Raw genomic sequence first — 24,456 nt, 5'->3', positions numbered from 1 at the left:
TTTATTTAGAAGAACTGCTACTGGTCTCTGTTGAGGAAGAACTATCATCTTCTGGGTGCAATTCTTTATAAGTTGGTGCCTTGAAGAGATCAACGGTAGACTGGTTGCCACGTTGGTTATAAAGGCTGGTTGATTTGTCACCTTTTTCCTTTTCAATCTTCTTCAATGCCTTGAAGGAATTGGTGTAGGAATAATCTTCTGGATTGACTTTTCCAAGATCATTGCCTTTGAAGAAGCGAAGGAGATCACCGGTCTGGATGCTATCGCTAATCTTCAATTGCAGGTTAGCAGCTTCCCTAATCTTATCCAGTTCTTCCTTGGTTTTTTCGTCTGGGTTGGTGATTTCCTCACCTGTTTTGGTGTAATAGGTCCGGCCACTATAGCTCGTATACTCTGGAGTTACAAAGTAGTTAGCGGAGCGGAAGGCGACGATTTGATCATGTTCTGGAGAGAGCATATCTTGACCAACTTGGAGGAATTTATTGGATTCAATGCCTAGCAAATGTTCCAAGGTTGGGAGCATATCAATTTCGCCACCATAGGTATCAATGATGCCACCCTTATCCATACCTGGAATAACTACCATATAAGGTACGCGTTGCAACATGGCATTGTCATAACTTGACCACGTTTCAGAGTTCTTACCAAGTAGAGGAGCAAGAGCTGGGTTGCGGGAGTTTGAAATTCCGTAGTGGTCCCCATAGAGAACGATGATGGAATTTTTGTAAAGACCAGATTCTTTCAGGTAATCAAAGAAGGCCTTGATCGAAGAATCTAGGTAGTTAGCGGTCGCAAAGTAGCCATTGATGGTTTCGTCCTGAGTCTTAGCTAGAGGAAAGCCAAGATCATCTCCTGACAGGCTGGTCGTATAAGGATAGTGGTTGGAAACCGTAATGAACTTCGTATAGAAAGGCTGTTGCAATCTTTCTAGGTATTTGATGGAATCCTTGAGCATGTATTTGTCATTAAGACCATACTGGAAGGAATTGCTGCTATTTTGTTTGGTGAAGTAGCTGGCATCAAAGAAGTAATTGTAGCCCCATTGTTTATAGGCGGTATTTCGATTCCAGAAACTTCCAGCATTCCCATGGAAAACAGCGCTCGAGTTGTAACCATTTTTTGAAAGAATAAATGGTGCAGCCTGTTGGGTATTGGTTCCACCATAGTTCACCATAAAGGAGCCTTGGTTGAGTCCGAAGAGGCCTGTTTCAATCATGGTCTCAGCATCAGACGTTTTCCCTGCCTTGACTTGGTTAAAAACATTTGAAAAGGCAAAGGTTTCTTTCGAGTGGTAAAGTGAGTTTAAGAAAGGTGTCACTTCATATTCTTTATCGTCTACTTTCAACTTGTAATCGATCAAGAATTGTTGGAAACTTTCCAAGTGAATGTAGATAACATTACGGCCTTTGGCCATTCCAAAGTACTCAGGATTAGGCTTGGCATAATGCTGTTGGATATATTCTTCCACCGGTTTTAAATCTGCTTCGGAGGCTTTGGAACGTTCTTTGTTGGCAGCATAGGTCTGATTAGCGCTATAACCCAGAAAGGCTGGTAAGCCTAGGGCACGAACGACATAGTAGTTTGAGAACCCACGAGTCAAGAGCTCAGGTCGGTCAATTTCTGCGAGGAAAAGGTTGGCCGAAAAGAGCATAGCCGATAAAGAGGTAACCGCAAAACTAGCTCGTTTATTGAAGGGACGATTGTCCATTCGAATCCATTTCTTAAAGAAGAAGAAAGCTAGAATAGGGAAATCTAGAATGTAGATCACATCCCAAGGGCGGAACAATTCTAAAGCAGCAGCTCCGAGACCGGCAGAAACCTTGCTGGAAGCCAACATGGTATTGACCGTTACGAAGTCTGTAAACTCTCGATAATAGATGGAGTTGGAAATCAACCAAATAAATAAGAGAAGGTAGATCCCAAAGGCCAAACTATAAAAGAGCTTGGTTCGTTTGATATAGAGTGCTAGACCGATGAAGAGCAGACTGATCGGCAATGGGTTGATCACTGCTAGAAAAATTTGATAGGGTCCTTGAATGTCTAAATTAAAATCAACTGAATAGGCCCACATGGTTTTGAACCAGTAGAGCAACAGAAGGGTCAAGACAAATCCTAGTCTGGTACTCATGAAATTGAGTATCGAATTCGTAATTTTTTTCACAAAATGTTACTTCCTTGTCTTATTTCCTAAAAATTTTCATATACAAGTATACCACATTTTTATGGAGAAAGAAAAAAATGACTGTAAAGGAGAGGAAAGAAATAGGAAAGATCCGGCATTTTATATCATTTGAAGCTAAATGATGAGAGCTAGGATAAAATGGTAAAAAAAGTTCCAGTAAATAAACCCTCTCTTTGTGAAAACTGCAGACTTTTGCTATAATAGAGGGTATGAAAAAACTCACAGTCAGTCGGCAAGTAGCTCGAAAATTAAAACAAGGACAATCCCTTCTTGAAAAGCAAGATTTTGAGTCACTTCCTGCTTTGGATCAAGCGATTCAATTGCTTTCAGGAGATGGACAATCCCTAGGAGTCGGATACTTATCTGAACAAAATAAAGGGATTGGATGGTTTGTTTCACAAGAGTTGGTCGCTTTTGATCAAGACTTTTTTAAAAAGCTTTTCATCAAAGCCAAGCAATACCGTCGTTCTTATTATGCGGATGAAACGACGACGGCCTTTCGTCTCTTTAACCAAGAGGGAGATGGTTTTGGTGGTTTCACGGTTGACTTGTATGGTGAGTTTGTTGTTTTTTCTTGGTACAATCCTTTCGTATTTCAGATCAAGGGAACCATTCTAGCGGCCTTTCAAGAAGCTTTTCCAGAAGTCCGAGGGGGCTATGAAAAGATTCGCTTTAAAGGCTTGGACTATGAATCAGCTCATGTCTATGGAGAAGAAGCTCCGCAAGAATTTTTGATTCTTGAAAATGGGGTCTCTTACCAAGTCTTTCTCAATGATGGCTTGATGACGGGGATCTTTTTGGACCAGCATGAAGTCCGAGGAAGTTTAGTTGAGGGGCTCGCTGCTGGTAAGTCCTTGCTTAATATGTTCTCCTATACGGCGGCCTTCTCTGTGGCTGCGGCAATGGGTGGAGCAGTTGAGACAACATCGGTCGATCTGGCTAAGAGAAGTAGAGAATTATCAGAAGCGCATTTTGTGGCAAATGGCTTGGCGTTGGATGCTCATCGTTTTGTCGTGATGGATGTCTTTGACTATTACAAATATGCCAAACGCCATGACCTAAGCTATGATGTGATCGTGGTTGATCCGCCTAGCTTTGCGCGGAATAAAAAACGGACCTTTTCAGTCGCTAAAGATTATCATCGATTGGTCAGCGAGGCTCTTGAGATTTTAAATCCAGGTGGGACCTTGATTCTCAGTACCAATGCAGCAAATGTGACCAAAGATAAATTTAAAAAACAAATCGAAAAGGGATTTCAAGGACGTAAGCATCGCTATGTAGCGGAATACGGACTTCCGGGAGATTTTCGATGGAACAAGAAAGAAGAAAGTAGTAATTACTTAAAAGTATTTACGATTAGGGTGGATGTATGAAGTTAGTTGTTTCGATTATGCCTCGCTCCTTAGAAGAGGCGCAACAACTAGATAGTTCGCGTTACGAGGATGCAGATGTTATTGAGTGGCGTGCAGACTTTTTAGAAAAAAGCGAGATCTTAACCGTCGCTCCTGCAGTTTTTGAGAAATTTGCTGGACGCGAGATTTTATTCACCTTGCGGACTCGAGCTGAAGGTGGAGAGATGGAGCTGACTAATGAAGAATATGTTGGGATTCTAAAAGATATTCAATCCATCTATCATCCGGATTATATCGATTTCGAGTATTATAGTCACCGTGAAGTCTTTGAAGAGATGTTGGAATTTTCAAATCTTGTTCTTAGCTACCACAATTTCCAAGAAACTCCGGAAAATATGATGGAGATCTTATCGGAATTGACCAGCTTTTCTCCAAAATTAGTCAAGGTATCCGTTATGGCCCACAATGAACAAGATGTTCTTGACTTGATGAATTATACGCGTGGTTTCAAGACACTGAACCCTGAGCAAGAATATGTAACGATTTCCATGGGCAAGGTCGGGAAGATTTCGCGCTTGACAGCTGATTTGACAGGCTCTTCTTGGTCTTATGCTAGAGTCGGAGATGAAAGTGCTCCAGGTCAAATTCCTCTTGAAAATATGAGAAGAATTCGGGAGTTATTAAATGAAGATTGACGGATATACTCGGATGGCAGCGGTCATTGCCCATCCCATTCGTCATAGTATTTCTCCTTTCATCCATAATCTAGCTTATGAATTAACAGCGACCAATGCTGCTTATCTAGCTTGGGATATTGCTGAAGAAGACTTAGAAAGCACCATCAGCCAAATTCGTAAGTTAGATATGATTGGGGCCAATATCTCCATGCCCTATAAGCAGAAGGTCTTTCCTTATCTAGATGAAGTGGATGAGATGGCCCGAAAGATCGGTTCTGTCAATACCATTGTTCACCGTGATGGCAAGCTTAAAGGCTATAATACGGATGGAATTGGTTTCTTTCGTAGTTTACCTCCTGCTTTCTCTATTAAGGGAAAAACAATGGTTCTCTTAGGTGCAGGTGGTGCAGCTTTAGCGATTATTGCACAGGCGATTCATCTAGGTGTGAAACGTATCCTTGTCTTTGTGAGAGAGGAAAGATTGGTTCATTATCGTTCAATAGTTCAGTTGGTTGAAGAAGGCTTTGATTTCTTGATAGAATTGTATGCGATTGAGAAAGATGAAGATGTTCAAAACTCTTTTAATCAAGCTGATCTCATCTTAAATGCCACTGGTGTTGGAATGGATGGTCAGTCTCTTCCAATAGCGAGTCAATTGACCTTTCCCCCACATGCCTTAATCGTAGAGATGGCCTACTATCCGGCAGTGACCCCCTTTCTGCAATTAGCAGTGAATCAAGGAAACCAGAGGGTAAATGGGCTGGGAATGCTCTTTTATCAAGCTGAAGCAGCATTTGAATTAATGACTGGGAAAGTATTTCCTACAGAGTCTGTATGGAAAGCTTTGACAACAGAATATCGCCAATTTGTATGTGACTAAGAGAGGGGTTTACCTTTCCCTATTGAAAAGCTTTATGAGATTAGAACAGGAACTGATTTTTTAAAAAACAGTCTTGCTCTAGTCTCTTTTTCATTTTGTTTGAGACATGTACCTTATTTCATGATAAGATAGAATCAAAGAAAAACGTGAAGGAGATTCCTATGAACGTATCGGTACCTATTCCAGGACATTCCTATGATATTGTGATTGAAAGAGGTGGTCTCAACCAAGTTGGCGACTGGTTGCGTACTCTTTGGGGCGATAAAAAAGTCGCCATTATTTCCGATAACCGCGTGGCTAAGCTATATGCCTCTATCGTAGAGAAGAGCCTTGAGAAAGCTGGTTTTCAAGTGGTGCGCTTTGAGTTTCTTGAAGGAGAAGCCAGTAAGAATCTAACCACTGTTTCAAAAGTTTATGACTTTCTAGCTACTCAAGGCATGACCCGCAGTGATGGAATCGTCGCTCTTGGGGGCGGCGTTGTTGGTGATTTGGCTGGTTTTGCTGCCTCGACCTATATGCGGGGAATTTCCTTTGTTCAGATCCCGACTAGCTTGACCGCGCAGGTTGATTCCTCTATCGGTGGTAAGACTGGAGTCAACACAGCCTATGCCAAAAACATGGTAGGAACCTTTGCCCAACCGGATGGAGTGTTCATTGATCCTGAAGTGTTGAGCACTTTGGGACACCGTGAATTGATCGAGGGGATGGGTGAAGTCATCAAGTATGGTCTCATCCAAGATACGGAACTTTGGGAAGAATTGGAAGACATGGATGGTTCTATCGAGAGTATTCTAGAGCATGCAGAGAGCATTATTTCTCATTCTTGCCTGGTGAAGCGTGACCATGTGGTGGCAGACGAGCTGGACAATGGCATTCGCCTCTATCTCAATTTTGGTCATACCATTGGCCATGCCATTGAAGCAACAGCTGGTTATGGGCAGGTTATGCATGGAGAAGCCGTCAGTATGGGCATGGTGCAGCTCTCCCGAGTTGCAGAAGAAAAAGGCTTGATGCCAAAGGGAATCACTCAAAAAATCGAAGAAATGTGCCGAAAATTTGGCCTTCCGGTGGCCTATGAGCAATGGGATCAAGAAGCCCTTTATCAAGCTTTGACCCATGACAAAAAAGCCCGTGGGACCAGCTTGAAATTGGTGATTGTTCCAGAGTTGGGGAAAGCAGCGATTCATCAAATCCCTCTTCAAGAAATGAAGGACTTTTTAGAAAGAAAGGAATAAGGTCGTATGAGATATTTAACAGCAGGAGAGTCCCATGGACCTCGACTAACAGCCATCATCGAGGGGGTTCCGGCAGGCCTTCCTTTATCTGAAGAGGATATTAATAAAGAGCTCAAACGTCGACAAGGTGGCTATGGTCGTGGTGCTCGGATGAAAATCGAGAGTGACCGTGTTGAGATCACATCAGGTGTTCGTCATGGCTTGACCATGGGAGGTCCGATTACTCTGAATGTGACCAATCTGGATCACCTAAAATGGCTGGAGATCATGAATGTAGCACCGGTCGAAGAGAAAAAGAAAAATCTGCGTAAGATCACCAAGCCACGTCCTGGTCATGCCGATCTAGTCGGAGGGATCAAATACCGTTTTGACGATCTTCGTAATTCGCTCGAACGTTCTTCTGCCCGTGAGACGACCATGCGTGTAGCCGTTGGTGCAGTTGCTAAACGGATTTTAGAAGAGATCGGCGTTGAAGTAGCCAGCCACATTGTTAATTTTGGGGGAATCGAGATTGCAATTCCTGAGAATCTAACCGTTTCAGAAATCAAGGAAAAGGCAGGTCAGTCGGAAGTTTCGATCGTGGTGCCAGAACAAGAAGAAGCCGTTAAGGCTTACATTGACCAAGTGAAAAAAGATGGCGATACCATCGGGGGAATTGTGGAAACCTTGGTTGGGGGTGTGCCTGTTGGACTAGGATCCTATGTGCAATGGGACAAGAAATTGGACGCTAAAATCGCTCAAGGAGTGGTCTCTATCAATGCCTTTAAGGGAGTTGAGTTTGGTCTTGGGTTCGACGCAGGTCGCCTAAAAGGTAGTCAAGTCATGGATGAAATCATCTGGTCTCAGGACACTGGCTATACGCGTCGCACCAATAATCTTGGTGGTTTTGAAGGGGGCATGACCAATGGTGAGCCCATTCTGGTTCGTGGTGTCATGAAACCTATTCCGACCCTCTACAAACCTTTGATGAGTGTGGATATTGAAACTCATGAGCCTTATAAGGCAACAGTTGAGCGCAGCGACCCAACGGCTCTACCAGCTGCAGGAGTGGTAATGGAAGCAGTGGTCGCAACAGTCCTTGCTACAGAAGTGCTTGAAAAATTCTCATCCGATAACTTGGAAGAATTGAAAGAAGCCGTTGCTAAGCACCGGGAATTTACGAAGAATTTTTAAGAGAAAGAGTTTTCCTTTGGAGAAGAAAGTTGTATATATTGCAGGCTTGGGCTTGATTGGTGCATCCCTCGCGCTAGGCATTAAGAGAGCCCACCCAAACGTGACTGTTCTTGGGTACAATCGTAGTGAAGCCTCTCGAACCATCGCCCTTGAAAGAGGAATGGTGGATCAGGTGACGGATGATTTCGCAGCCTTTGCCCCCTTAGCAGATATCATTATTTTGGCCCTTCCCATCAAGCAAACCAAGTCTTACTTAGAAACCTTAGCTAGCTTGCATTTGAAAGACCGGGTACTGGTGACAGATGCAGGCTCTACCAAGGCAGAAATTGTCGCACAAGCTGAAAAAGTGTTTACAGATAAGGATGTACGCTTTGTGGGAGGACACCCCATGGCTGGTAGTCATAAGACAGGTGCTGCAGCAGCAGATGCAACCTTATTTGAAAATGCCTATTATATTTTTACCCCTTCCAGCTTGACGACAGGGGGTGCCATGGAAGAGTTGAAAGAGCTTCTGAGTGGATTGGGATCCCGCTTTATCGAAATCGATGCCGAGGAACACGATCGAGTGACTTCCCAGATCAGCCATTTCCCTCATATTTTAGCCTCGACTCTGGTCGAGCAGGCCGTAGCTTATGGGGAAGAGCATGAAATGACCCGTCGTTTTGCGGCTGGTGGCTTTCGGGATATGACACGGATTGCGGAAAGTGAGCCAGGCATGTGGACCTCTATCCTCTTGTCCAACCCTCAAGCGATATTAGAGCGGATTGCAGATTTCAAAGAGCGTTTGGATCAGGTGGCTGAGACCATTCAAGCAGATAACGAAGAGGCCATTTGGTCCTTTTTCCAAGAAGGTCGCAAGCACCGAAAAGAAATGCAAATCCATCAGCGTGCTGGACGCGATAGTGCCTATGATCTCTTTATCGATGTCCCTGATAAGGAAGGTGTGATCCTCGAAATCTTACAACTCCTACAAGGGATTTCCTTGGTCAATATTCACATTAATGAAGAGAATCGTGAAGATATCCACGGGATTTTGCAACTGACCTTTAAAAATGCAGAGGATCAGGAACAGGCCCAAGAATTGATCAGCCAGGCGATGTCTTATACTGTCCTTGCTCGCTAGGTCTAAAGAAGGATTTGCGTCAAAATGCCTGCTTCATTTTAGGAATATTGAAGGAAAAGCAGTATAATAGAAGTATCTTATCAGTAAAGGAGCCTAGAAAATGGCAAATATTTATGATGTAGCAAACGAACTCTCTCGAACCCTGCGAGACCTTCCTGAATATAAGGCTGTCGTAGAAAGCAAGCAAGCGATCGAAGCAAATCCAGAAGCGAAAACGCTGTTTGACGAATACGTCGCTTTCCAAAATCAACTGCAAGGCTTGATGCAATCCGGTCAACTTCCAACAGAAGCTGTGCAACAAGAAATGAAGGACTACATGGAAAAAATCCAAGCAAGTCCGATTGTGAATGAATTTTTCACCAAACAACAACAATTGTCTATTTATCTTGCAGATCTTGAAAAGATCATCTTTGAGCCGATTCAAGATTTATACAAATAAGAACCACTACCAGAGTTGTCATTTCGACTCTGGTATTTTCGTTCGCCACTAGAGGAAAACAAGCTCAAAAAATGCTTGGAAACATTCGTTTTTTGTTCCAAATTTTTGATCAAAAATTGAATTCATGTCCTATTTATGATAGAATATGTGGAAAAGCACTCTGGAGAAGGCAATGAAATTAAGAACCAATAGCAAGGGTCTAAAGGGAACCATTCGTGTCCCTGGTGACAAATCCATCAGTCACCGATCGATTATTTTTGGAAGTCTTGCAAAGGGCGAAACCAAGGTCTATAATATCTTGCGAGGCGAAGATGTGCTTTCTACCATCCAGGTGTTTCGAGATTTAGGAGTCTCTATCCAGGATGATGGGGATGTGATTCGGATTCAAGGGGTAGGCTTTCAGGGTCTTCAAGCTCCGACCGATCCCCTTGATATGGGCAATTCAGGAACGTCTATTCGTTTGATTTCAGGTGTCTTAGCAGGTCAGGATTTTGCAGTGACCATGGTCGGAGACGACAGTCTTTCCAAACGGCCCATGGATCGTGTGGCGATCCCACTGCGTCAGATGGGGGTAGAGATTTCTGGTCAGGGAGATCGCGATTGCCCGCCTTTGCATGAAAAAGGGACGCACCAGCTTAAAGCCATTCATTACCGTTTGCCAGTGGCATCGGCTCAAGTCAAGTCTGCTCTCATTTTTGCCGCTCTACAAGCTGAAGGTGAATCGACGATTATCGAAAAGGAAAAGACGCGTGACCATACGGAGGATATGATTCGCCAATTTGGTGGAGAGATCCAGGTGAATGGAAAAACCATCCGCATCCAAGGTGGACAAGAGTTTCAAGGTCAAGAAGTCATCGTTCCTGGAGATATTTCCAGTGCAGCCTTTTGGTTAGTGGCAGGCCTCATGCTGCCAGATAGTGTGATCAAGATTGAAAATGTTGGCATCAACCAAACGCGGACAGGGATTCTCGATGTGATTCAAGAAATGGGGGGAGATCTCACCATGGAGGATCGCGATGAAAAAGCGGTCTCTGCGAGTCTCACTGTCAAGACTTCGTCCTTAAAAGGGATTCGAATTGATGGGGAGTTGATTCCACGCTTGATTGATGAATTGCCGATTATTGCTTTACTAGCGACACAAGCAAATGGTCAGACCGTGATTGCGGATGCTGAAGAGCTTCGTGTGAAAGAAACGGACCGTATCCAGGTCGTAGCAGATAGCCTCAATGCTATGGGAGCCACTGTCGTGCCAACGGAAGACGGCATGATCATCACTGGACCGACTCCTCTACATGGAGCAGAATTGGAGACCTTTGGAGATCATCGGATTGGGATGATGGTTGCCATTGCTGCCTTATTGGTGAGTGATGGAAATGTGGTGTTGGATCGTGCAGAGGCCATCAACACCAGTTACCCTAGTTATTTTGAAGATTTGGAGACCTTACTGCATGGCTAAAATTTTACTTGGTTTTATGGGAACAGGTAAAACGACCGTTGGTCGCATTCTTGATCCAAAGTTCCATGATATGGATGAATTAATTGTTGAAGAGATCGGTATGTCGATCAATGACTATTTCGCAGTGGAAGGAGAAGCTGCCTTTCGTCATCGCGAGGCTGAAATGCTAGAGCGTTTGTTGAAAAACGAAGCGGCCATCATCTCCCCTGGAGGCGGGATTGTGGTCAATCCTCATAACCGTGCGCTCTTGGAAAAAAATCCTCACAACATTTATTTGCGGGTAGATTTTGAAACCTTGTACAGCCGCATTCAAAATGACAAAGCCATGCAACGCCCCCTCTTTTTAAACCACACAAAAGAAGAATTCAAGAAGATTTTTGATGGTCGTTTGCCTTTGTATGAGGATATTGCAACCCATATTGTGGATGTTGAGGACAAAACACCTGAAGAAATTGCGGAGATCATTCGATGCTTGTAGGCTTTCTTGGTCCCAAGGGATCTTTTACCCATGATGTGGCCACTCATAGCTTTCCGACTTCTGAACGCATCGCCTATCGGACGATCACAGATGTCATTAAGGCTTATGAGAATCAAGAGATCGATTTTGCAGTCGTCCCAGTTGAAAACTCGATTGAAGGCAGTGTTCATGAGACCCTTGATTACCTCTTTCACCAAGGAACCATCCAGGCCGTTGCAGAAGTGGTCTATCCCATTAAACAACAGCTCTTGGTAGTTAAAAAAGATCGGCCTATTCGAACGGTCTATTCGCATCCACAGGCCTTGGCCCAAGGGAAGGCTTTTCTAAGAGCCCATTATCCGGATGTGGCCATGGAAATGACGGCTTCAACAGCCTATGCAGCCCGCTATGTAGCAGAGCATCCAGACATGGAAATTGCAGCGATTGCCCCTCTGGCAGCGGCCAGTGAGTACGGCTTGGAAGTCCAGGCCAAAGACATCCAAGAAATCGAGGACAATTATACACGTTTTTGGATTTTAGGGACCAAAGAGCCCGCAATTTCAGAAACTTTAAGACCGGCCCTTCAAAAAGTTAGCTTGGCCTTGACCTTGCCAAGTAACCTGGCAGGAGCCCTCTATAAAGGTTTGTCTACCTTTGCTTGGCGGGGGATCAATTTAACCAAGATTGAAAGTCGACCCCTAAAAACAGCTTTAGGAGAATACTTTTTCATTATTGACCTCCTAAATGAAGCGCCTGATCTTTTACAATTTGCCTATCAAGAATTAGACAGTTTGGGCATTCAGACAAAAGTCTTGGGTCAGTATCAGGTCTATACCTTAAAAGATAACGGAATGGAGAAAAGATGAGTAACGAATCCAACTTTCTATCTCACCACGAGCGAAAGCGATTAGAGTACTTATACTCAAATTTTCATTATTTGAATGAACGAGAACAACTAGAATACAATTACCTGCTCAAGAAGAGCCAAGGAGCTTATGAGGAAGCAGAAGCCCTTCAACCTGAGGTAGACGCTACAGAAGAAGTGCAAGGTGAGATTGCTGAACCAATTGGGGATCTCCCTGTTTACCAATCACGTAGCAAAAAGTCTAAGAAGAAAGCAGTTGCTGCGACGAGCGATATACCTAAGAAACCACGGAAAAAGATCCGCGTCAAACGGATTCTCAAGTGGCTTGCTCTCTTTTTCTTGCTCATTATTGGTGGCATGGTCTTCATGTTTGTGAAAGGCCTGAACAGCAAGCCGACAGGTCCAGATGCTAAACCAGCTGTCGTCGAGAAATTTAACGGCAAGAAGTCGCGAGATGGGGTCAATATCCTGATCTTGGGGACAGATGGGCGGATCGGTGAGAAATCGGATGAGACCCGGACAGACTCCATCATGGTGGTCAATGTCAATAACAAAGAAGGCAAGATTAAGATGGTCAGCTTCATGCGGGATACACTGGTCCATATCGATGGAGTCAGCCAGCAAAATATTCCAGAGTACGACGGCTACTACGACCAGAAGCTCAACACTGCCTTCACCATCGGGGAGCAAAATAATAACCAAGGGGCTGAATTGGTGCGTCAGATGCTCAAAGACAACTTTGACATTGACATCCAATATTACGCCATGGTCGATTTCAAGACCTTTGCGACAGCGATCGATACCCTCTTCCCAAATGGGGTCGAGATGAATGCGCAGTTTTCAACGGTTGATGGCGAAAAGGTCAGTGAAGTAGAAGTACCAGATGATTTGAACATGAAAGACGGTGTCGTTCCGCAGCAAACCATCAAGGTTGGAAAACAACGGATGGATGGCCGGACCCTTCTCAATTATTCGCGTTTCCGCAAGGATGATGAAGGAGACTTTGGTCGGACCCGTCGCCAGCAAGAGGTCATGTCCGCTATCATGCATCAGATCAAGGATCCAACTAAACTCTTTACGGGATCAGAAGCCCTTGGGAAAGTCTTTGCCATGACGTCTACCAATGTTCCCTTCTCCTTCCTATTGACCAATGGACTTGGACTAGTCGGAAGTGCTGGAAAAGGAATTGAACGAGTGACCATCCCAGAAAATGGGGATTGGGTCGATGCCTACGATATGTACGGTGGCCAAGGCTTGCTGGTCGATTTCGATGCTTATAAAAAGAAATTGTACCAAATGGGACTGAGATGATATAATAAGGGGATAGGAGTTTTGGACTCCACCCCTTTTAATTTGTAGAAAGATAGAAAACGATGTTAAAGAAAAATGAAATTGTAACCGTTGAGATTGTCGATTTGACACACGAAGGAGCAGGAGTGGCTAAGGTCGATGGCCTGGTCTTTTTTGTGGAGAATGCCCTGCCAGGAGAAGTCATCCGCATGCGCGTGCTCAAGGTCAATAAGAAAATCGGCTACGGAAAAGTAGAGGAGTACTTGGAAAAATCTCCTCATCGCAATGAAGAACTGGACCTGGCTTACTTGCGAAGCGGCATTGCTGACTTAGGCCACCTGGCTTATCCGGAGCAGCTGAAATTCAAGGCCAAACAGGTCAAGGATAGCCTCTACAAGATGGCAGGAATCTCTGATATCGAAGTGCCCCTGACCTTGGGGATGGACCATCCCGTCCAGTATCGCAACAAGGCCCAGGTGCCTGTCCGTCGTGTCAACGGTCAGGTAGAGACAGGCTTCTTTCGCAAGAACTCTCATGATTTGATGCCGATTGAAGATTTCTATATCCAAGATCCAGTCATTGACCAAGTGGTCTTGGCACTTCGGGATTTGATTCGTCGGTTTGACCTCAAGCCTTATGATGAAAAGGAACAATCTGGCTTGATTCGCAATCTCGTCGTTCGTCGTGGCCACCATTCTGGAGAAATTATGGTCATTTTGGTGACAACTCGTCCCAAGGTGTTCCGTGTGGACCAGTTGATCGAGCAGTTAATCAAGCAATTCCCAGCCATCAAATCCGTTATGCAAAATATCAATGACCAGAATACCAATGCGATTTTTGGAAAAGAATGGCGCACTCTTTATGGTCAGGATTACATTACTGACCAAATGTTGGGCAATAGCTTCCAAATCTCTGGCCCAGCCTTTTACCAGGTCAATACAGAAATGGCAGAGAAGCTCTATCAGACAGCTATTGACTTTGCGGAGTTAAGAGAAGATGATGTCGTGATTGATGCCTACTCCGGAATTGGGACCATTGGCTTATCCGTTGCCAAGCATGTCAAGGAAGTCTACGGAGTGGAAGTTATCCCAGAAGCAGTAAAAAATAGCCAGAAGAATGCTAGTCTAAATGGCATCACCAATGCCCACTATGTCTGTGATACAGCAGAAAATGCCATGAAGAATTGGCTCAAGGAAGGCATCCAACCAACTGCTATCCTAGTCGACCCACCACGCAAGGGCTTGACCGAAAGCTTCATCAAAGCAAGTGCCCAAACAGGGGCTGGCCGCATCGCCTATATCTCCTGTAACGTCGCCACCATGGCGCGTGATATCAAACTTTACCAAGAGTTAGGTTATGAATTGAAGAAAGTCCAGCCGGTGGATCTTTTTCCGCAGACGCATCACGTCGAATGTGTAAGCTTGTTAGTGAAACGTAGCTAATCCTCAAAAGGTTCACTGAACCTTTTGAGGCCACAAACGCACCATGTTGAGGCGGTGTCACTACTTGTACGAGCTGAGGCATCAGCGAAGTAGAAACAGATGATCTGCCCATGTGACAAGGTGAGACCGAAGGTCGAGAAGGTGCCCTGGGGTATAGCTGTCGTAGAGTAAGGAGTTTACGACGAGACAATACGGTAACAGCGAACCGCCGAGTGTGTGAGTTCGTTGGATTGATGTCAAAAGTTGCACTCGCTAAGTAAATAAACTGTAGAAAACAAAGGCTTGTTCAATTCAATGTATGATGAATTACTGGCACCAAAACCAAAGAAAAAGAAATAATTAAATTAGAAGTTGTAGGGGGGAGTATGAGAATCGGAGTTATTCAAGCAAGTTCACAAGCACCCAAAAATCAAATAATCTATGATGCTGTAGTAAAGTACGCTCCAAAGAAATCTGAGGTTATAAATTTTGGCTGTACGATAGAAGAAAATGAAAAATATTCGTATATAGAGATTTCTATTCTTGTAGGTATCTTGTTGGCAAGTAGGACAGTTGATTTTGTTGTTACGGGCTGTTCTTCCGGACAAGGAATGATGCTTGCTTGTAATAGTATGCCTGATGTCATTTGCGGATATGCACCTACACCGAATGATGCCTATTTATTTGCCCAGATTAATAATGGAAATGCGATATCATTACCATTAGGTGAAGATTATACATGGTCAGGTACTGAAAATCTCGAAAGAACAATAGAAGCTCTTTTCTCGGAGCCATTTGGGCAAGGATACCCAAAAAGTGAGGCAGAGAGAAAGGTAAGAGATGCTGAGAAACTTAAAGAAATAAGAAGAATCGGGCAGATTCAGTTTGAAGAATTCGTAAATGTACTAGATATATCATTGTTTGAATCAATAAAGAGGAAACAGAATGTAATTCAGAATGTAAAGGCGTATGGGAAGAAAGAAATAGCTGATTTAATGAAATGAACAAATTCTAGTTTGTCTAGGTAATACCTTTTAACGATAGCCTTATTTAATCATTAAAAGGTATGTGAATATGTTTTCAGATACAGACAAGACTACCTGACATACTTAGTGAGCACTCGTTTCAATTAGAATATGTGAGTTTGTTATAGAAACTTAGTTAAACATCTCGCTTTTTCATTTCAAGGCGAGAGGTTTCAAAGCTCCACTGGAGCTTTTAACTCCCCAAACCATTTGAGTCCCATAAACGCATCATACTGAGGCAGTATCGTTGTTGCGAAGAGTAAAAGGATGAAAATCTTTTATTTCAAGCGTTTTGTCTTTGTAGATAAAGGCAATTTTGACATCAAAAAAGTCCTAAAATGGTACATAGAAGTAAATGTATATGTGGATATCGTTCACATATCGGATAAATGAATACAACAATAAATATTTATATCTTAAGCGAGAACTATTCTACATGGTTCTCGTTTTTTTGCGTCTAAGGAGAAATTTTGTAGAACGAAATGCAGTCATCACATTATATCGTGATTTCTTATCTAGTCCGACAAATTGTCCTGGATATTGTTGAGGCCATATCGCTTATGGCTGAATTGGACAAAAGTGTCATGGTTCGCTTGGAATCAAATGGAGGTTTAATATTAAAAGAACATGGAGGAGTGTTATGAAACGAATTACCACAAAGCAATGCCAATCTTCAGAATGGTATTATAAATTACCTAAAATTCTTTTTGAGGATGAGAAATATATGGATATGAAAGGTTGCTTATGCGGTTCTTAAAGACCACTAAGAGCTGTCTCCTAGTCTTAGTTGGGAGGACAATCCCTATTATATCAATTGGCTTAATGATTTCTTTGGAAATACGGGTGTCTCGCCCAGTTCTTTCTAACCTTCTGGTAGGGTAATTCAGGAGACAAGTTACTAGAATGCAAGACCAGAGAGACAGAGTAGTATTACCAGATTGAAAAGGTTTTTTGTCAGCCAAACAGAGGTACGGCTCAAAGTGATTCTAAGGCTTTTGAAAGTGTACGAGGGGAACGTTATGATAACTCGATTCCAGGAGGTGGCGATGGTATGGTTATGCCTATGGCTAGTGTACTTGGGAAGTAGCAGCTCGGATCAAGCAGTTAGGATTAAAATTCAAGGGCAGAAATGGGGAAAAGATTCCTAATATCAACACCATGGGAAATGCTCAAGACATGGTGGCAATCACAGCAATTCTGGGTGGTGAAACAGGCTCTATTCCAAGAGCTGAAGTTATTATCTCATTTGTCGGTGACAATCATAGAACCTTTGTTACTTATGGTCATGTGTCTTTTGTTAAGGAGGTCTATCCAGATGATTGATTTCTGGTATCGGAAACTAATGTTGATGGAAGACGGTTTTCTCAGGCAGATAGTGCCATGGGTTTTGCTTATACGACGAAACAGAGAGTCTTTACTTGAAATTTTCTAATATTTTGGTGACTTATAGTTTTTGTAAGTCACTTTTTATTATCAAAAAACTTGCATTTTATCATTTAAATTGATAAAATACGTAAAAAATGATAAAAAGGAAAAACAATGAATGTTCAAAAGATAATTTCTATTTTTCAATCGTTTTATATTAATGTAAGTGTTGAAAAAATAGCTTTAACTTTACCAATTAGTTTTGAAAAAAGATTTCAATATGTCCAAATGAAGTTTCATAAGGAGTCATTTTTATTGATTAAAGAAAAGAGAAGAGGAAGTTTAGACTCATTTGTTACTCAAGCTCGTATTATGGGTGAAAAAGCTAGCATGGACGTTATTTTGGTATTTTCAAAGCTATCTGACATTGAAAAAAAACAACTCCTTCAAGCTAGAGTTCCTTTTGTAGATTTCAAGGGAAATCTCTTTTTTCCTCCATTGGGATTAGTATTGAATGCTAATGATGATGTTGCAACATCTAAAGAATTAACACCTAGCGAACAATTAACTTGGATTGCCTTTTTATTGACAAAAGGTCAAAAAGTAGTAGATGTTGATATGCTTTCACAGGTAACTGGACTTCCAAACTCAACGATTTATAGATGTTTGAGGACTTTTAAAGCTTTAGATTGGTTAAATAAGCCAAATAAACTTTACACCTATACTGCATCAAAGAAAGAATTATTCTTAAAATCAGAGTCCTATTTATTTAATCCCATCAAAAAACGGCTCTTATTGCCCAATGTAGATCTAGAGAATATAAAATCTGCTTCTAGTCTTCTATACGGTGGTACTTATGCTTTATCCTATTTGACTTTTTTAGCTGAATCGGATGAAAATAGTAGCTATGTCATATCACATAGACAATTCAATAAATTATCCTTGCCATTATCTCAGCATGTTTTAGAAGGCAAGGTATTAGAGATATGGCGATATAGTCCTTTTGTATCTGAATTTTGGAACGATTTTAAAGAAAATCAAGATAGACAGTTTGTAGATCCTATTTCTCTTTATTTGACCTTAAAAGATGATGATGATCCACGTGTGGAGGAAGAGATTGAAGTACTAAAAAATAATATATTACAGTATCTAGGAGAAGATGATGCCAGCTAATACGAAAGCTATTTTTCAAGAAATGTTTGCGAATTTTCAAGACTATTATGTTTTGATTGGAGGGACTGCAACCTCTATTGTATTGGACTCGCAAGGGTTTAAAAGTCGGACAACAAAAGATTATGATATGGTCATCATAGATGAATTAAAAAATAAGGAATTTTATGATACCTTGAATCACTTTTTAGAATTGGGAGAATATCAAGGAAGTCAGAAGGATGAAAAAGCGCAATTATTTCGATTTACAACAAATAAACCTGAGTTTCCTTCTATGATTGAACTATTTAGTATTTTACCAGAATACCCATTAAAGAAGGAGGGGAGAGAAACACCCTTACATTTTGATGAAGATGCTAGTTTGTCGGCCTTATTATTGGATAAGGATTATTATAATATATTGGTGCATGAAAAAGAATCCATTCAGGGATACTCAGTGTTGAGTAATCGTGGTTTAATTATTTTCAAGGCTAAAGCTTGGTTGGATATGAGAGAACGCTCCGCCACTGGTACTCAAGGTTTAAGTAAAGCCATTAAAAAACATCTGAACGACATTACTCGATTAACAGCTCTATTAGTAGGGAGTGAAAAGCTATCAAATATAACCTCTAGTGACACGGTAAAAGCAGATATGCACCGTTTTGTGATAGAACTTGAGTCTGTGATATCAACTATTCCTCAAAATGATGATATTTTATTGAATAGGGATGAAGTTTTTGAAATTTTGAAAGATTTTCTAGATAGTTAAAATTAATTGTAATCACATAGATATATCGAAATGGCCACACTCGGTTGTGTACCAGCTTTTGATAGATATTTTGTTTTTGGATTAAAATCACAAAAGGTTGTCATTGGAACCTATAACATTAAATCTATTTTACAACTAGTAATTTTTTATGAGAACAACATAGAACAATTAGATTCAGTCCCCCAAAAATTTATTGTTGCTGACATGCTATATCCTCAAATGAAAATTCTTGATATGGGATTTTGGCAGATTGGTTTTGATTTAGATAATAAATAACTATTTACGTCTAGTCTGGAGCCAACTAATGGATTTACTTTTAAATGGTGTTTTTCACCTTACAGAAAAAGAAAAGAACTATAGTAAAAGGTAATTTACCGAAAAATATTTTTAGGCTTTCATAGAAAACATCGTAACTATGAATTTGAAGAGATTGTTTTTGATTGAGAATCAATTTTCATTGAATAGCTTTTAGATAATTAGCTTTTAGAGTATGGTATGCTACATATTAATTTTATTATTAGGGAAAGCGACTAGATAGCATCGTATTAAGATATTTTTACATAGATGATATTGCATTTTGAATTATAACAAAGGAGTACTAACATGCCGAAATATACCGACGAAGATATTAGAAAATTAAATAAAATCACATTAAAAATTGCTGGTGATTATTTAGGCATAAGTTCACAAGCAGTTGCGATAGGTCTTAGAAATAATCTTCTTCCAATTGGTTTTGCTATTCATAACGAAGAAAGAGACAGACGTTTCACTGAGAGTTGGTCATATCATATTATCGCTGAAAGAATGATTTCATACAACCACGGAAAACTATCAGAGATCCGTGTTGAGAATATTGAAACTAGTTTAGATAAAATTATAGAGGAATTTAACGGTTTAAAACAAGATTTACTTTTTATATTAAGCGAAAATGCAGAAGTGAAGAATTAGAAGTTTTTGAATTTGCGTTTTCGCTTGGTAAATATAAAAATGGTGATGTAAAATATAAGGGTAAAGGTGTTTCAAATGAAGATGATAAAGACCTTTTCTAGAGAAGAACTCTATGAAGAAATCTGGGAGATAAGTGCGAAACAAGTTTCATTGAAATATGATTTAAGTTATTCTGACTTACTCAAGAAATGTAAAGAATTTGAAATCCCAATTCCAAAGGGTAGTTATTGGTATCGTAAGAATGCTGGACAAGACTTAAGTGAACTTATCGTTCCATTACCACAAAATGACATAAATGAGGTTCATATTGATAGAAAAAGTTTAAAGAACAGTAGAATTAAAGCTGCTAAACATAAAGAAGATAGTACGGAGGATAAAAACGAAGATACTGTTAAACTTGATACAACTAGTATAAGAGGTTCATTATCATTTATAGAGGACGATAAAATAGAGCGTATTATTGAAGTAGTTTCAAACCTAAACCAGGATCCAAATAAGAGATTACATAAATCTGTAGCTAATCTAAGAGATAAAATTACAGAGTGGAGTAAGAGGGAAAAAGCAGCTTCTTATCCTTACTTTGATTCTAGGCACAGATATAATGATTTAAAAGAACCTAAATTTGTAAAAAGTATTTCACTAAATTCTCTTCCACGTTTATATCGCTTTTTAGATACACTAGTTACTGTAATTGAAAAAATCGGCGATAAAGTAACTTCAAATTGGGATATTCAAATTGAAAAGGATATTGTTCGTTTTGAAGTTATAGAATCAACAGACAAAGTAACTCATGAATTAACAAAAGAAGAAGCTAAAGAACTAGCAGAGTACAATGATAGCGTTAAGTTTAATAGATATGCTTTTAAACCAAGAATAAAGAAGTATGACTATATACCAAACGGAAAATTTCGATTTAAGATAATAGATGGTAAATACATTAAAGATACTAAAGAATTTACACTTGAACAATCAATACCAGAAATAATTGTTTTAATTTACCAAGAGTATTATAAAGTTAAGAACTTACGACTTGAACGTGAAGAGAGAGAAAGACTATACGAAGAGGAGCAGGAGCGAAAAAGAAAATTACAAAAAAGAATCGAAGAAGAGAAGAAGCGGACAAAGTCACTTCTTAATATGTTGGAAGATTTTCAAACAGCAAATGATTTAAGACTGATGGCTGATAAATTGGAGATAGCAGGGAAACTTAGTAAAGAGGAAATTGATTGGATTAGATCCAAAGCTGACTGGATTGACCCAATAGTTTCTTCAACAGACGAATTACTAGGAATTAGAAATCATGAAAATTCTAGAGAACAAAAAGAACAATATCTAAGTAAGAAAAGGTACTACTGCTAACTTTGTGTTTTGGTGTTTTAGTAATTTACTAATTTCTAGAAGTAAATAACACAGTTATAATTATTACAAAGACTATGTTTTAGTAATTAGATTAAATTTGACGTAAACTGTAAAAAATAGAAAAATTACAATGGCATTCGAGTTTGTACTTTGAACGTGTATATTCAGTAATTTACAAGGTGAGGAACTTACAGTAATTTTTTAAACGAACAGAAGTTGAGGTGTAGAAATAAAAGATGTAGAAATCGTTATTGTTAACAATTGTTTTTGTACCATTTTTGAATTTTTGTAGAGAATAGTGAAAAAGTATATACTATTGGTTATTATACCTGTTATTAAAAAAAACAAAATTACTCGAGGTTAAATATGAATCAAAAGTCATCATCAATTTTGATAGGATTACTGGATGAAATCAATAATTTAAAGCAGAACAAAAAGATTTGGATAATTAAAGAAAATCCGGCATTATATTTTTCGATTATTAAAGATCTTTATAATGAAAAATTTTCTGAAATCGATAATAGTTTAGTACAAAACTTCTTTACATTTTTATCACATGGCAAACTTCCTTCTGGTTCAGATTATAAAAATTTACGTGATCAATTAATAATCCCTATCTTTGAAATTAAAACTTCAAAGCTATCAGATTCATCTGAAGTTAGAGATGCGATATTAAACAAAATTACTCATCAAATTTTCTCTCTGAATTTATCTGATGAAAACTGTACTCTTACAAACGTTCTAATTTGTAGACTGCTAGATGCTAAAGTAGCATGTAAATATTTTTATGGGCCTTCTAATAATTACTACACTGATCAATATCGTGAAAATCTTCGTTTTATTGATAATATACAGATTAACAAGTTAAATGAAATTAATTTAGATGATCGCAAGTTTTCTTCAGAAGTTTTAGAAGAAATTGTTTATAAGCCTGATTCAGATCTTATTAATTATCAAAATATACTTTATACTGATGAAAATTCTGCAAAATTGTTAACTTATGATTCATTTCTTGAATCCAGAATCACTGATAATGATAATAATGTTACCAACCTAGAGGTTATTAAAAATAACGAAACTGACTACATAGTCACATTTGATTTCAATGAATATCAAGGCCAATATCCTGCGACGTCGGATTTTTTCTTTAGCGTTAAAATAACACACTATGTAGATACTGAAATTTGGGAAACATATATAGCTGATTCTTTCAGAAATTACCAAAATAGTAACTACAAATTAGCTTTTCTTCTGGGGTTTATTGCAATTGAGTCTTTTATTGAAAACATCATCTATACAATAAAAACAAAGTTTCTTAGAAAAACAGTACGTGAATTATATTACGAACAGTATGGTATGGATGGACTCACGTTTAAAGAACTCCAATACTTTTTTTCAGATTCTCCAAATGAAGAATTTCAAAAGGAAACTAATCAACTAAAATATGAACGTAAGGGGTTAGATAATATCTTATGGTATGTCAATTTATATAGGAATTTTTCAAATGACCAACGTAATTTAACAAAAGATAAATTAAAAGATATTATTAAATTGATATCACAGCTATCTCATATTAATTCTAATCCAACAGATTTGACTATCATTGATTTTGGTCAAGTTTTCGGAAATCAAAGTAGTATAGAAAACGTAATACTCAATACCTTGACAAAATATTCTGAAACACGAAACAAACTTGCACACGGCTCGGAGTTAAGCGAAGAAGAAAGAGATTTTCGACATCTCTACTCGAATCTTATAATAGTCTTTGCTGCATTCATTGAATATTTAAATGGTAAAATACTTTATTAATCGTGTAGATTTTTAATAATTTGGAGATACCTATGATACTAAGTCTTGTGAAATAGAATAGTTTTATTTGTTTGTTTTGTATCATAGTATCGTTAAAACTCATATCATTTGGGTATCGTTCTATAATATACATGCTTGCTATCACGACATGTTGAGGCGGTATCACTGCTTGTACGAGCTGAGTCATCAGCGAAGTAGAAGTAGATGCTCCGCCTATGGGATAGTACTCGTAGAATGAGGAGGGAAACCGACGAAATGATACGGTAACAGCGAACTGCCGAGTTCGTGGCTCTGCTCTTCCGAACTGAGTCAGTCGAAAAGTAGAAGGAGATGGTATTAGTATCAATCAATGAGTAACAAAGTAACAGCTTGATTCGAAACATTTGCTTGTAATTTGCGGAGGAACATCAATATGGATGGAATAACAAAAGATTCTATAAAAACGGCTGAACTAATGAAACAATTATGGCCCCAATTGACAGATAAAGAAGCTATTGATGAAGTAAAAAAATATACGAATGGCAAAAATACTGCAATCTTTACTGAAGTTGAAGGTGACACAATTGTAGGGTTAGCACTATGTTCACTCAGATTTGATTATGTTGAAGGTTGTAAATATAGTCCTGTTGGATTCTTAGAAGGGATTATTGTCGACGAGGAATATCGTTTAAAGGATATTGCTAAAAATCTCTGTACAAAATGTGAGGAATGGGCGAAAAATAAAGGATGTAAGGAATTTGCAAGTGATTGTACTTTAACGAATACGGATTCTATAAGATTTCATCTCAATATTGGATTCCAGGAGGCAAATAGAATTATTCACTTTAAGAAGAAATTATAATTTCAGAACGTGGTCAAAATTTATATATCTTTAGGAAGTGTAAAAGAATGGACGGACTACGAATTACTTTTCATTAGTTAAGAATATAGTAATGTTGTAAAGTTAATCGAGGAGTTATTGATGGATTTTAGTGGTAAGATAGCCATAAATAAAGGGTGGTCAGATGATAAAAAATATTGTGTGACAGATCAAAAACAGCAAAAATATTTCTTGCGTGTTTCTGATAAGGAGAAGTTAGATTCTAAAAAATTTGAATTTGATATGATGGAGAAAGTAGCTTCTCTTGGAGTTCCGATGTGTAAACCAATTAGCATTGAACTCTGCGATGACAAAGTACATTCTTTTCACGAATGGATAGACGGGAAAGATGCAAGAGAAACCATTTTAACTGTTTCAAAAGAACAACAATACATTTACGGAGTAGAAGCAGGAAGAATCCTTCAAAAAATTCATTCACTCCCTGTCACAGAAGTTCGTGAAGATTGGGAGGTCTTTTATAATCGAAAAATTGATGACAAAATCAAAAAATACAAAGAATGTCCCGTTCAATACGAAAATGGTCAGATTTTTATTGATTATTTAAATGCAAATCGAGAATTGTTAAAAGATAGACCTCAGGTTTTCCAACATGGAGATTATCA

The 24,456-nt window shown here is 39.5% G+C and carries 23 protein-coding genes and 3 pseudogenes; 25 read left to right on the top strand and 1 reads right to left on the bottom strand.

Features of this window, described 5'->3' with window-relative positions; genetic code table 11:
• Position 1 precedes the first annotated feature (1 nt).
• A complete protein-coding gene (locus ADH92_RS04115) occupies positions 2-2,161 on the bottom strand; it encodes an LTA synthase family protein (RefSeq protein ID WP_049497311.1) in 2,160 nt (719 codons plus the stop codon).
• Positions 2,162-2,391: 230 nt separating this feature from the next.
• Between ADH92_RS04115 and ADH92_RS04110 the strand changes: the two genes are divergently transcribed.
• The 25 genes and pseudogenes from ADH92_RS04110 to ADH92_RS04005 all read left to right on the top strand — a co-directional run.
• A complete protein-coding gene (locus tag ADH92_RS04110; RefSeq protein ID WP_049497309.1) occupies positions 2,392-3,555 on the top strand; it encodes a class I SAM-dependent rRNA methyltransferase in 1,164 nt (387 codons plus the stop codon).
• The gene (gene aroD, locus ADH92_RS04105) at positions 3,552-4,229 is read left to right on the top strand and encodes a type I 3-dehydroquinate dehydratase (protein ID WP_003014374.1); all 678 of its coding nucleotides are present in this window, start codon (positions 3,552-3,554) and stop codon (positions 4,227-4,229) included. The genes ADH92_RS04110 and aroD overlap by 4 nt, the downstream gene beginning before the upstream one ends.
• Positions 4,219-5,091 (top strand): shikimate dehydrogenase, encoded by an 873-nt coding sequence (gene aroE, locus ADH92_RS04100; protein WP_049497305.1) that lies wholly within the window; start codon positions 4,219-4,221, stop codon positions 5,089-5,091. The genes aroD and aroE overlap by 11 nt, the downstream gene beginning before the upstream one ends.
• 161 nt (positions 5,092-5,252) lie before the next feature.
• Positions 5,253-6,326, top strand: coding sequence for a 3-dehydroquinate synthase (gene aroB / locus ADH92_RS04095; RefSeq protein WP_049497303.1), 1,074 nt, complete (start codon positions 5,253-5,255; stop codon positions 6,324-6,326).
• A 6-nt stretch (positions 6,327-6,332) separates the two neighbouring features.
• Positions 6,333-7,499, top strand: a complete 1,167-nt coding sequence (gene aroC, locus ADH92_RS04090) for a chorismate synthase (RefSeq protein ID WP_049497302.1) — start codon at positions 6,333-6,335, stop codon at positions 7,497-7,499.
• 16 nt (positions 7,500-7,515) lie between these two features.
• A complete protein-coding gene (locus ADH92_RS04085) occupies positions 7,516-8,622 on the top strand; it encodes a prephenate dehydrogenase (RefSeq protein ID WP_049497300.1) in 1,107 nt (368 codons plus the stop codon).
• 100 nt (positions 8,623-8,722) lie between these two features.
• Positions 8,723-9,061 carry a YlbF/YmcA family competence regulator gene (locus ADH92_RS04080; RefSeq protein WP_003014453.1) on the top strand — a complete coding sequence of 113 codons (339 nt, stop codon included), beginning with the start codon at positions 8,723-8,725 and terminating at the stop codon, positions 9,059-9,061.
• A gap of 172 nt (positions 9,062-9,233) precedes the next feature.
• A complete protein-coding gene (gene aroA / locus ADH92_RS04075; RefSeq protein WP_049497297.1) occupies positions 9,234-10,517 on the top strand; it encodes a 3-phosphoshikimate 1-carboxyvinyltransferase in 1,284 nt (427 codons plus the stop codon).
• Entirely contained in the window at positions 10,510-10,995 is a 486-nt protein-coding gene (locus tag ADH92_RS04070; protein WP_049497295.1) for a shikimate kinase, read from the top strand. Before aroA ends, ADH92_RS04070 begins: the two co-directional genes overlap by 8 nt.
• On the top strand, positions 10,986-11,840 hold the full coding sequence (gene pheA, locus ADH92_RS04065; RefSeq protein WP_049497293.1) for a prephenate dehydratase: 855 nt from the start codon (positions 10,986-10,988) through the stop codon (positions 11,838-11,840). The genes ADH92_RS04070 and pheA overlap by 10 nt, the downstream gene beginning before the upstream one ends.
• Positions 11,837-13,150 carry an LCP family protein gene (locus ADH92_RS04060; RefSeq protein WP_049490723.1) on the top strand — a complete coding sequence of 438 codons (1,314 nt, stop codon included), beginning with the start codon at positions 11,837-11,839 and terminating at the stop codon, positions 13,148-13,150. Before pheA ends, ADH92_RS04060 begins: the two co-directional genes overlap by 4 nt.
• Positions 13,151-13,212: 62 nt before the next feature.
• The gene (gene rlmD / locus ADH92_RS04055; protein ID WP_049497291.1) at positions 13,213-14,571 is read left to right on the top strand and encodes a 23S rRNA (uracil(1939)-C(5))-methyltransferase RlmD; all 1,359 of its coding nucleotides are present in this window, start codon (positions 13,213-13,215) and stop codon (positions 14,569-14,571) included.
• 365 nt (positions 14,572-14,936) lie between these two features.
• Entirely contained in the window at positions 14,937-15,554 is a 618-nt protein-coding gene (locus ADH92_RS04050) for an RpiB/LacA/LacB family sugar-phosphate isomerase (protein ID WP_049497289.1), read from the top strand.
• 503 nt (positions 15,555-16,057) lie between these two features.
• Positions 16,058-16,219: a hypothetical protein gene (locus ADH92_RS11270; protein ID WP_192832649.1), complete on the top strand. Its 162-nt coding sequence runs from the start codon at positions 16,058-16,060 to the stop codon at positions 16,217-16,219.
• Positions 16,216-16,311, top strand: a pseudogene (locus tag ADH92_RS10545) (replication initiator protein A); the annotation flags it as partial. The gene ADH92_RS11270 and the pseudogene ADH92_RS10545, both read left to right, overlap by 4 nt.
• A gap of 58 nt (positions 16,312-16,369) precedes the next feature.
• Positions 16,370-16,997 (top strand): annotated as a pseudogene (locus tag ADH92_RS11385) (CHAP domain-containing protein); the annotation flags it as partial.
• A 117-nt stretch (positions 16,998-17,114) separates the two neighbouring features.
• Complete coding sequence (locus ADH92_RS04040) at positions 17,115-18,113, top strand: hypothetical protein (protein ID WP_049497286.1); 999 nt, start codon at positions 17,115-17,117, stop codon at positions 18,111-18,113.
• Positions 18,103-18,567, top strand: a pseudogene (locus ADH92_RS11380) (hypothetical protein); the annotation flags it as partial. The gene ADH92_RS04040 and the pseudogene ADH92_RS11380, both read left to right, overlap by 11 nt.
• A 30-nt stretch (positions 18,568-18,597) precedes the next feature.
• Positions 18,598-18,858, top strand: coding sequence for a hypothetical protein (locus tag ADH92_RS11375; RefSeq protein ID WP_227197535.1), 261 nt, complete (start codon positions 18,598-18,600; stop codon positions 18,856-18,858).
• Positions 18,859-18,888: 30 nt separating this feature from the next.
• Positions 18,889-19,134, top strand: coding sequence for a hypothetical protein (locus tag ADH92_RS04030; protein ID WP_049497283.1), 246 nt, complete (start codon positions 18,889-18,891; stop codon positions 19,132-19,134).
• Positions 19,135-19,461: 327 nt separating this feature from the next.
• Positions 19,462-19,806: a hypothetical protein gene (locus ADH92_RS04025; protein ID WP_001127479.1), complete on the top strand. Its 345-nt coding sequence runs from the start codon at positions 19,462-19,464 to the stop codon at positions 19,804-19,806.
• Between the two features lie 75 nt (positions 19,807-19,881).
• Positions 19,882-21,165 carry a hypothetical protein gene (locus tag ADH92_RS04020; RefSeq protein ID WP_049497281.1) on the top strand — a complete coding sequence of 428 codons (1,284 nt, stop codon included), beginning with the start codon at positions 19,882-19,884 and terminating at the stop codon, positions 21,163-21,165.
• Positions 21,166-21,531: 366 nt separating this feature from the next.
• On the top strand, positions 21,532-22,974 hold the full coding sequence (locus ADH92_RS04015; protein WP_049497279.1) for a hypothetical protein: 1,443 nt from the start codon (positions 21,532-21,534) through the stop codon (positions 22,972-22,974).
• A gap of 412 nt (positions 22,975-23,386) precedes the next feature.
• On the top strand, positions 23,387-23,815 hold the full coding sequence (gene aac(6'), locus ADH92_RS04010) for an aminoglycoside 6'-N-acetyltransferase (RefSeq protein ID WP_049497276.1): 429 nt from the start codon (positions 23,387-23,389) through the stop codon (positions 23,813-23,815).
• A gap of 120 nt (positions 23,816-23,935) precedes the next feature.
• Positions 23,936-24,456, top strand: a 521-nt coding sequence (locus ADH92_RS04005; RefSeq protein WP_049497275.1) for an aminoglycoside phosphotransferase family protein, incomplete at its 3' end; no start/stop codon positions are given.

This window comes from Streptococcus parasanguinis (assembly GCF_001073155.1).
GTDB lineage: Bacteria > Bacillota > Bacilli > Lactobacillales > Streptococcaceae > Streptococcus > Streptococcus parasanguinis_D.
Note: the sequence above shows the minus strand (reverse complement) of the source record. Positions and strands in the feature narration are given on the sequence as shown.

Coding starts and splice junctions, on each gene's coding strand:
- ADH92_RS04015 (WP_049497279.1), top strand. CDS start 21,532: ATGAATCAAAAGTCATCATCAATTTTGATAGGATTACTGGATGAAATC.
- ADH92_RS04040 (WP_049497286.1), top strand. CDS start 17,115: ATGAATGTTCAAAAGATAATTTCTATTTTTCAATCGTTTTATATTAAT.
- aroE (WP_049497305.1), top strand. CDS start 4,219: ATGAAGATTGACGGATATACTCGGATGGCAGCGGTCATTGCCCATCCC.
- aroC (WP_049497302.1), top strand. CDS start 6,333: ATGAGATATTTAACAGCAGGAGAGTCCCATGGACCTCGACTAACAGCC.
- ADH92_RS04110 (WP_049497309.1), top strand. CDS start 2,392: ATGAAAAAACTCACAGTCAGTCGGCAAGTAGCTCGAAAATTAAAACAA.
- ADH92_RS04050 (WP_049497289.1), top strand. CDS start 14,937: ATGAGAATCGGAGTTATTCAAGCAAGTTCACAAGCACCCAAAAATCAA.
- ADH92_RS04070 (WP_049497295.1), top strand. CDS start 10,510: ATGGCTAAAATTTTACTTGGTTTTATGGGAACAGGTAAAACGACCGTT.
- ADH92_RS04060 (WP_049490723.1), top strand. CDS start 11,837: ATGAGTAACGAATCCAACTTTCTATCTCACCACGAGCGAAAGCGATTA.
- pheA (WP_049497293.1), top strand. CDS start 10,986: ATGCTTGTAGGCTTTCTTGGTCCCAAGGGATCTTTTACCCATGATGTG.
- aroD (WP_003014374.1), top strand. CDS start 3,552: ATGAAGTTAGTTGTTTCGATTATGCCTCGCTCCTTAGAAGAGGCGCAA.
- ADH92_RS11375 (WP_227197535.1), top strand. CDS start 18,598: ATGAGAGAACGCTCCGCCACTGGTACTCAAGGTTTAAGTAAAGCCATT.
- ADH92_RS04020 (WP_049497281.1), top strand. CDS start 19,882: ATGAAGATGATAAAGACCTTTTCTAGAGAAGAACTCTATGAAGAAATC.
- ADH92_RS11270 (WP_192832649.1), top strand. CDS start 16,058: ATGCAGTCATCACATTATATCGTGATTTCTTATCTAGTCCGACAAATT.
- ADH92_RS04025 (WP_001127479.1), top strand. CDS start 19,462: ATGCCGAAATATACCGACGAAGATATTAGAAAATTAAATAAAATCACA.
- rlmD (WP_049497291.1), top strand. CDS start 13,213: ATGTTAAAGAAAAATGAAATTGTAACCGTTGAGATTGTCGATTTGACA.
- aroA (WP_049497297.1), top strand. CDS start 9,234: ATGAAATTAAGAACCAATAGCAAGGGTCTAAAGGGAACCATTCGTGTC.
- ADH92_RS04030 (WP_049497283.1), top strand. CDS start 18,889: ATGGCCACACTCGGTTGTGTACCAGCTTTTGATAGATATTTTGTTTTT.
- ADH92_RS04080 (WP_003014453.1), top strand. CDS start 8,723: ATGGCAAATATTTATGATGTAGCAAACGAACTCTCTCGAACCCTGCGA.
- aroB (WP_049497303.1), top strand. CDS start 5,253: ATGAACGTATCGGTACCTATTCCAGGACATTCCTATGATATTGTGATT.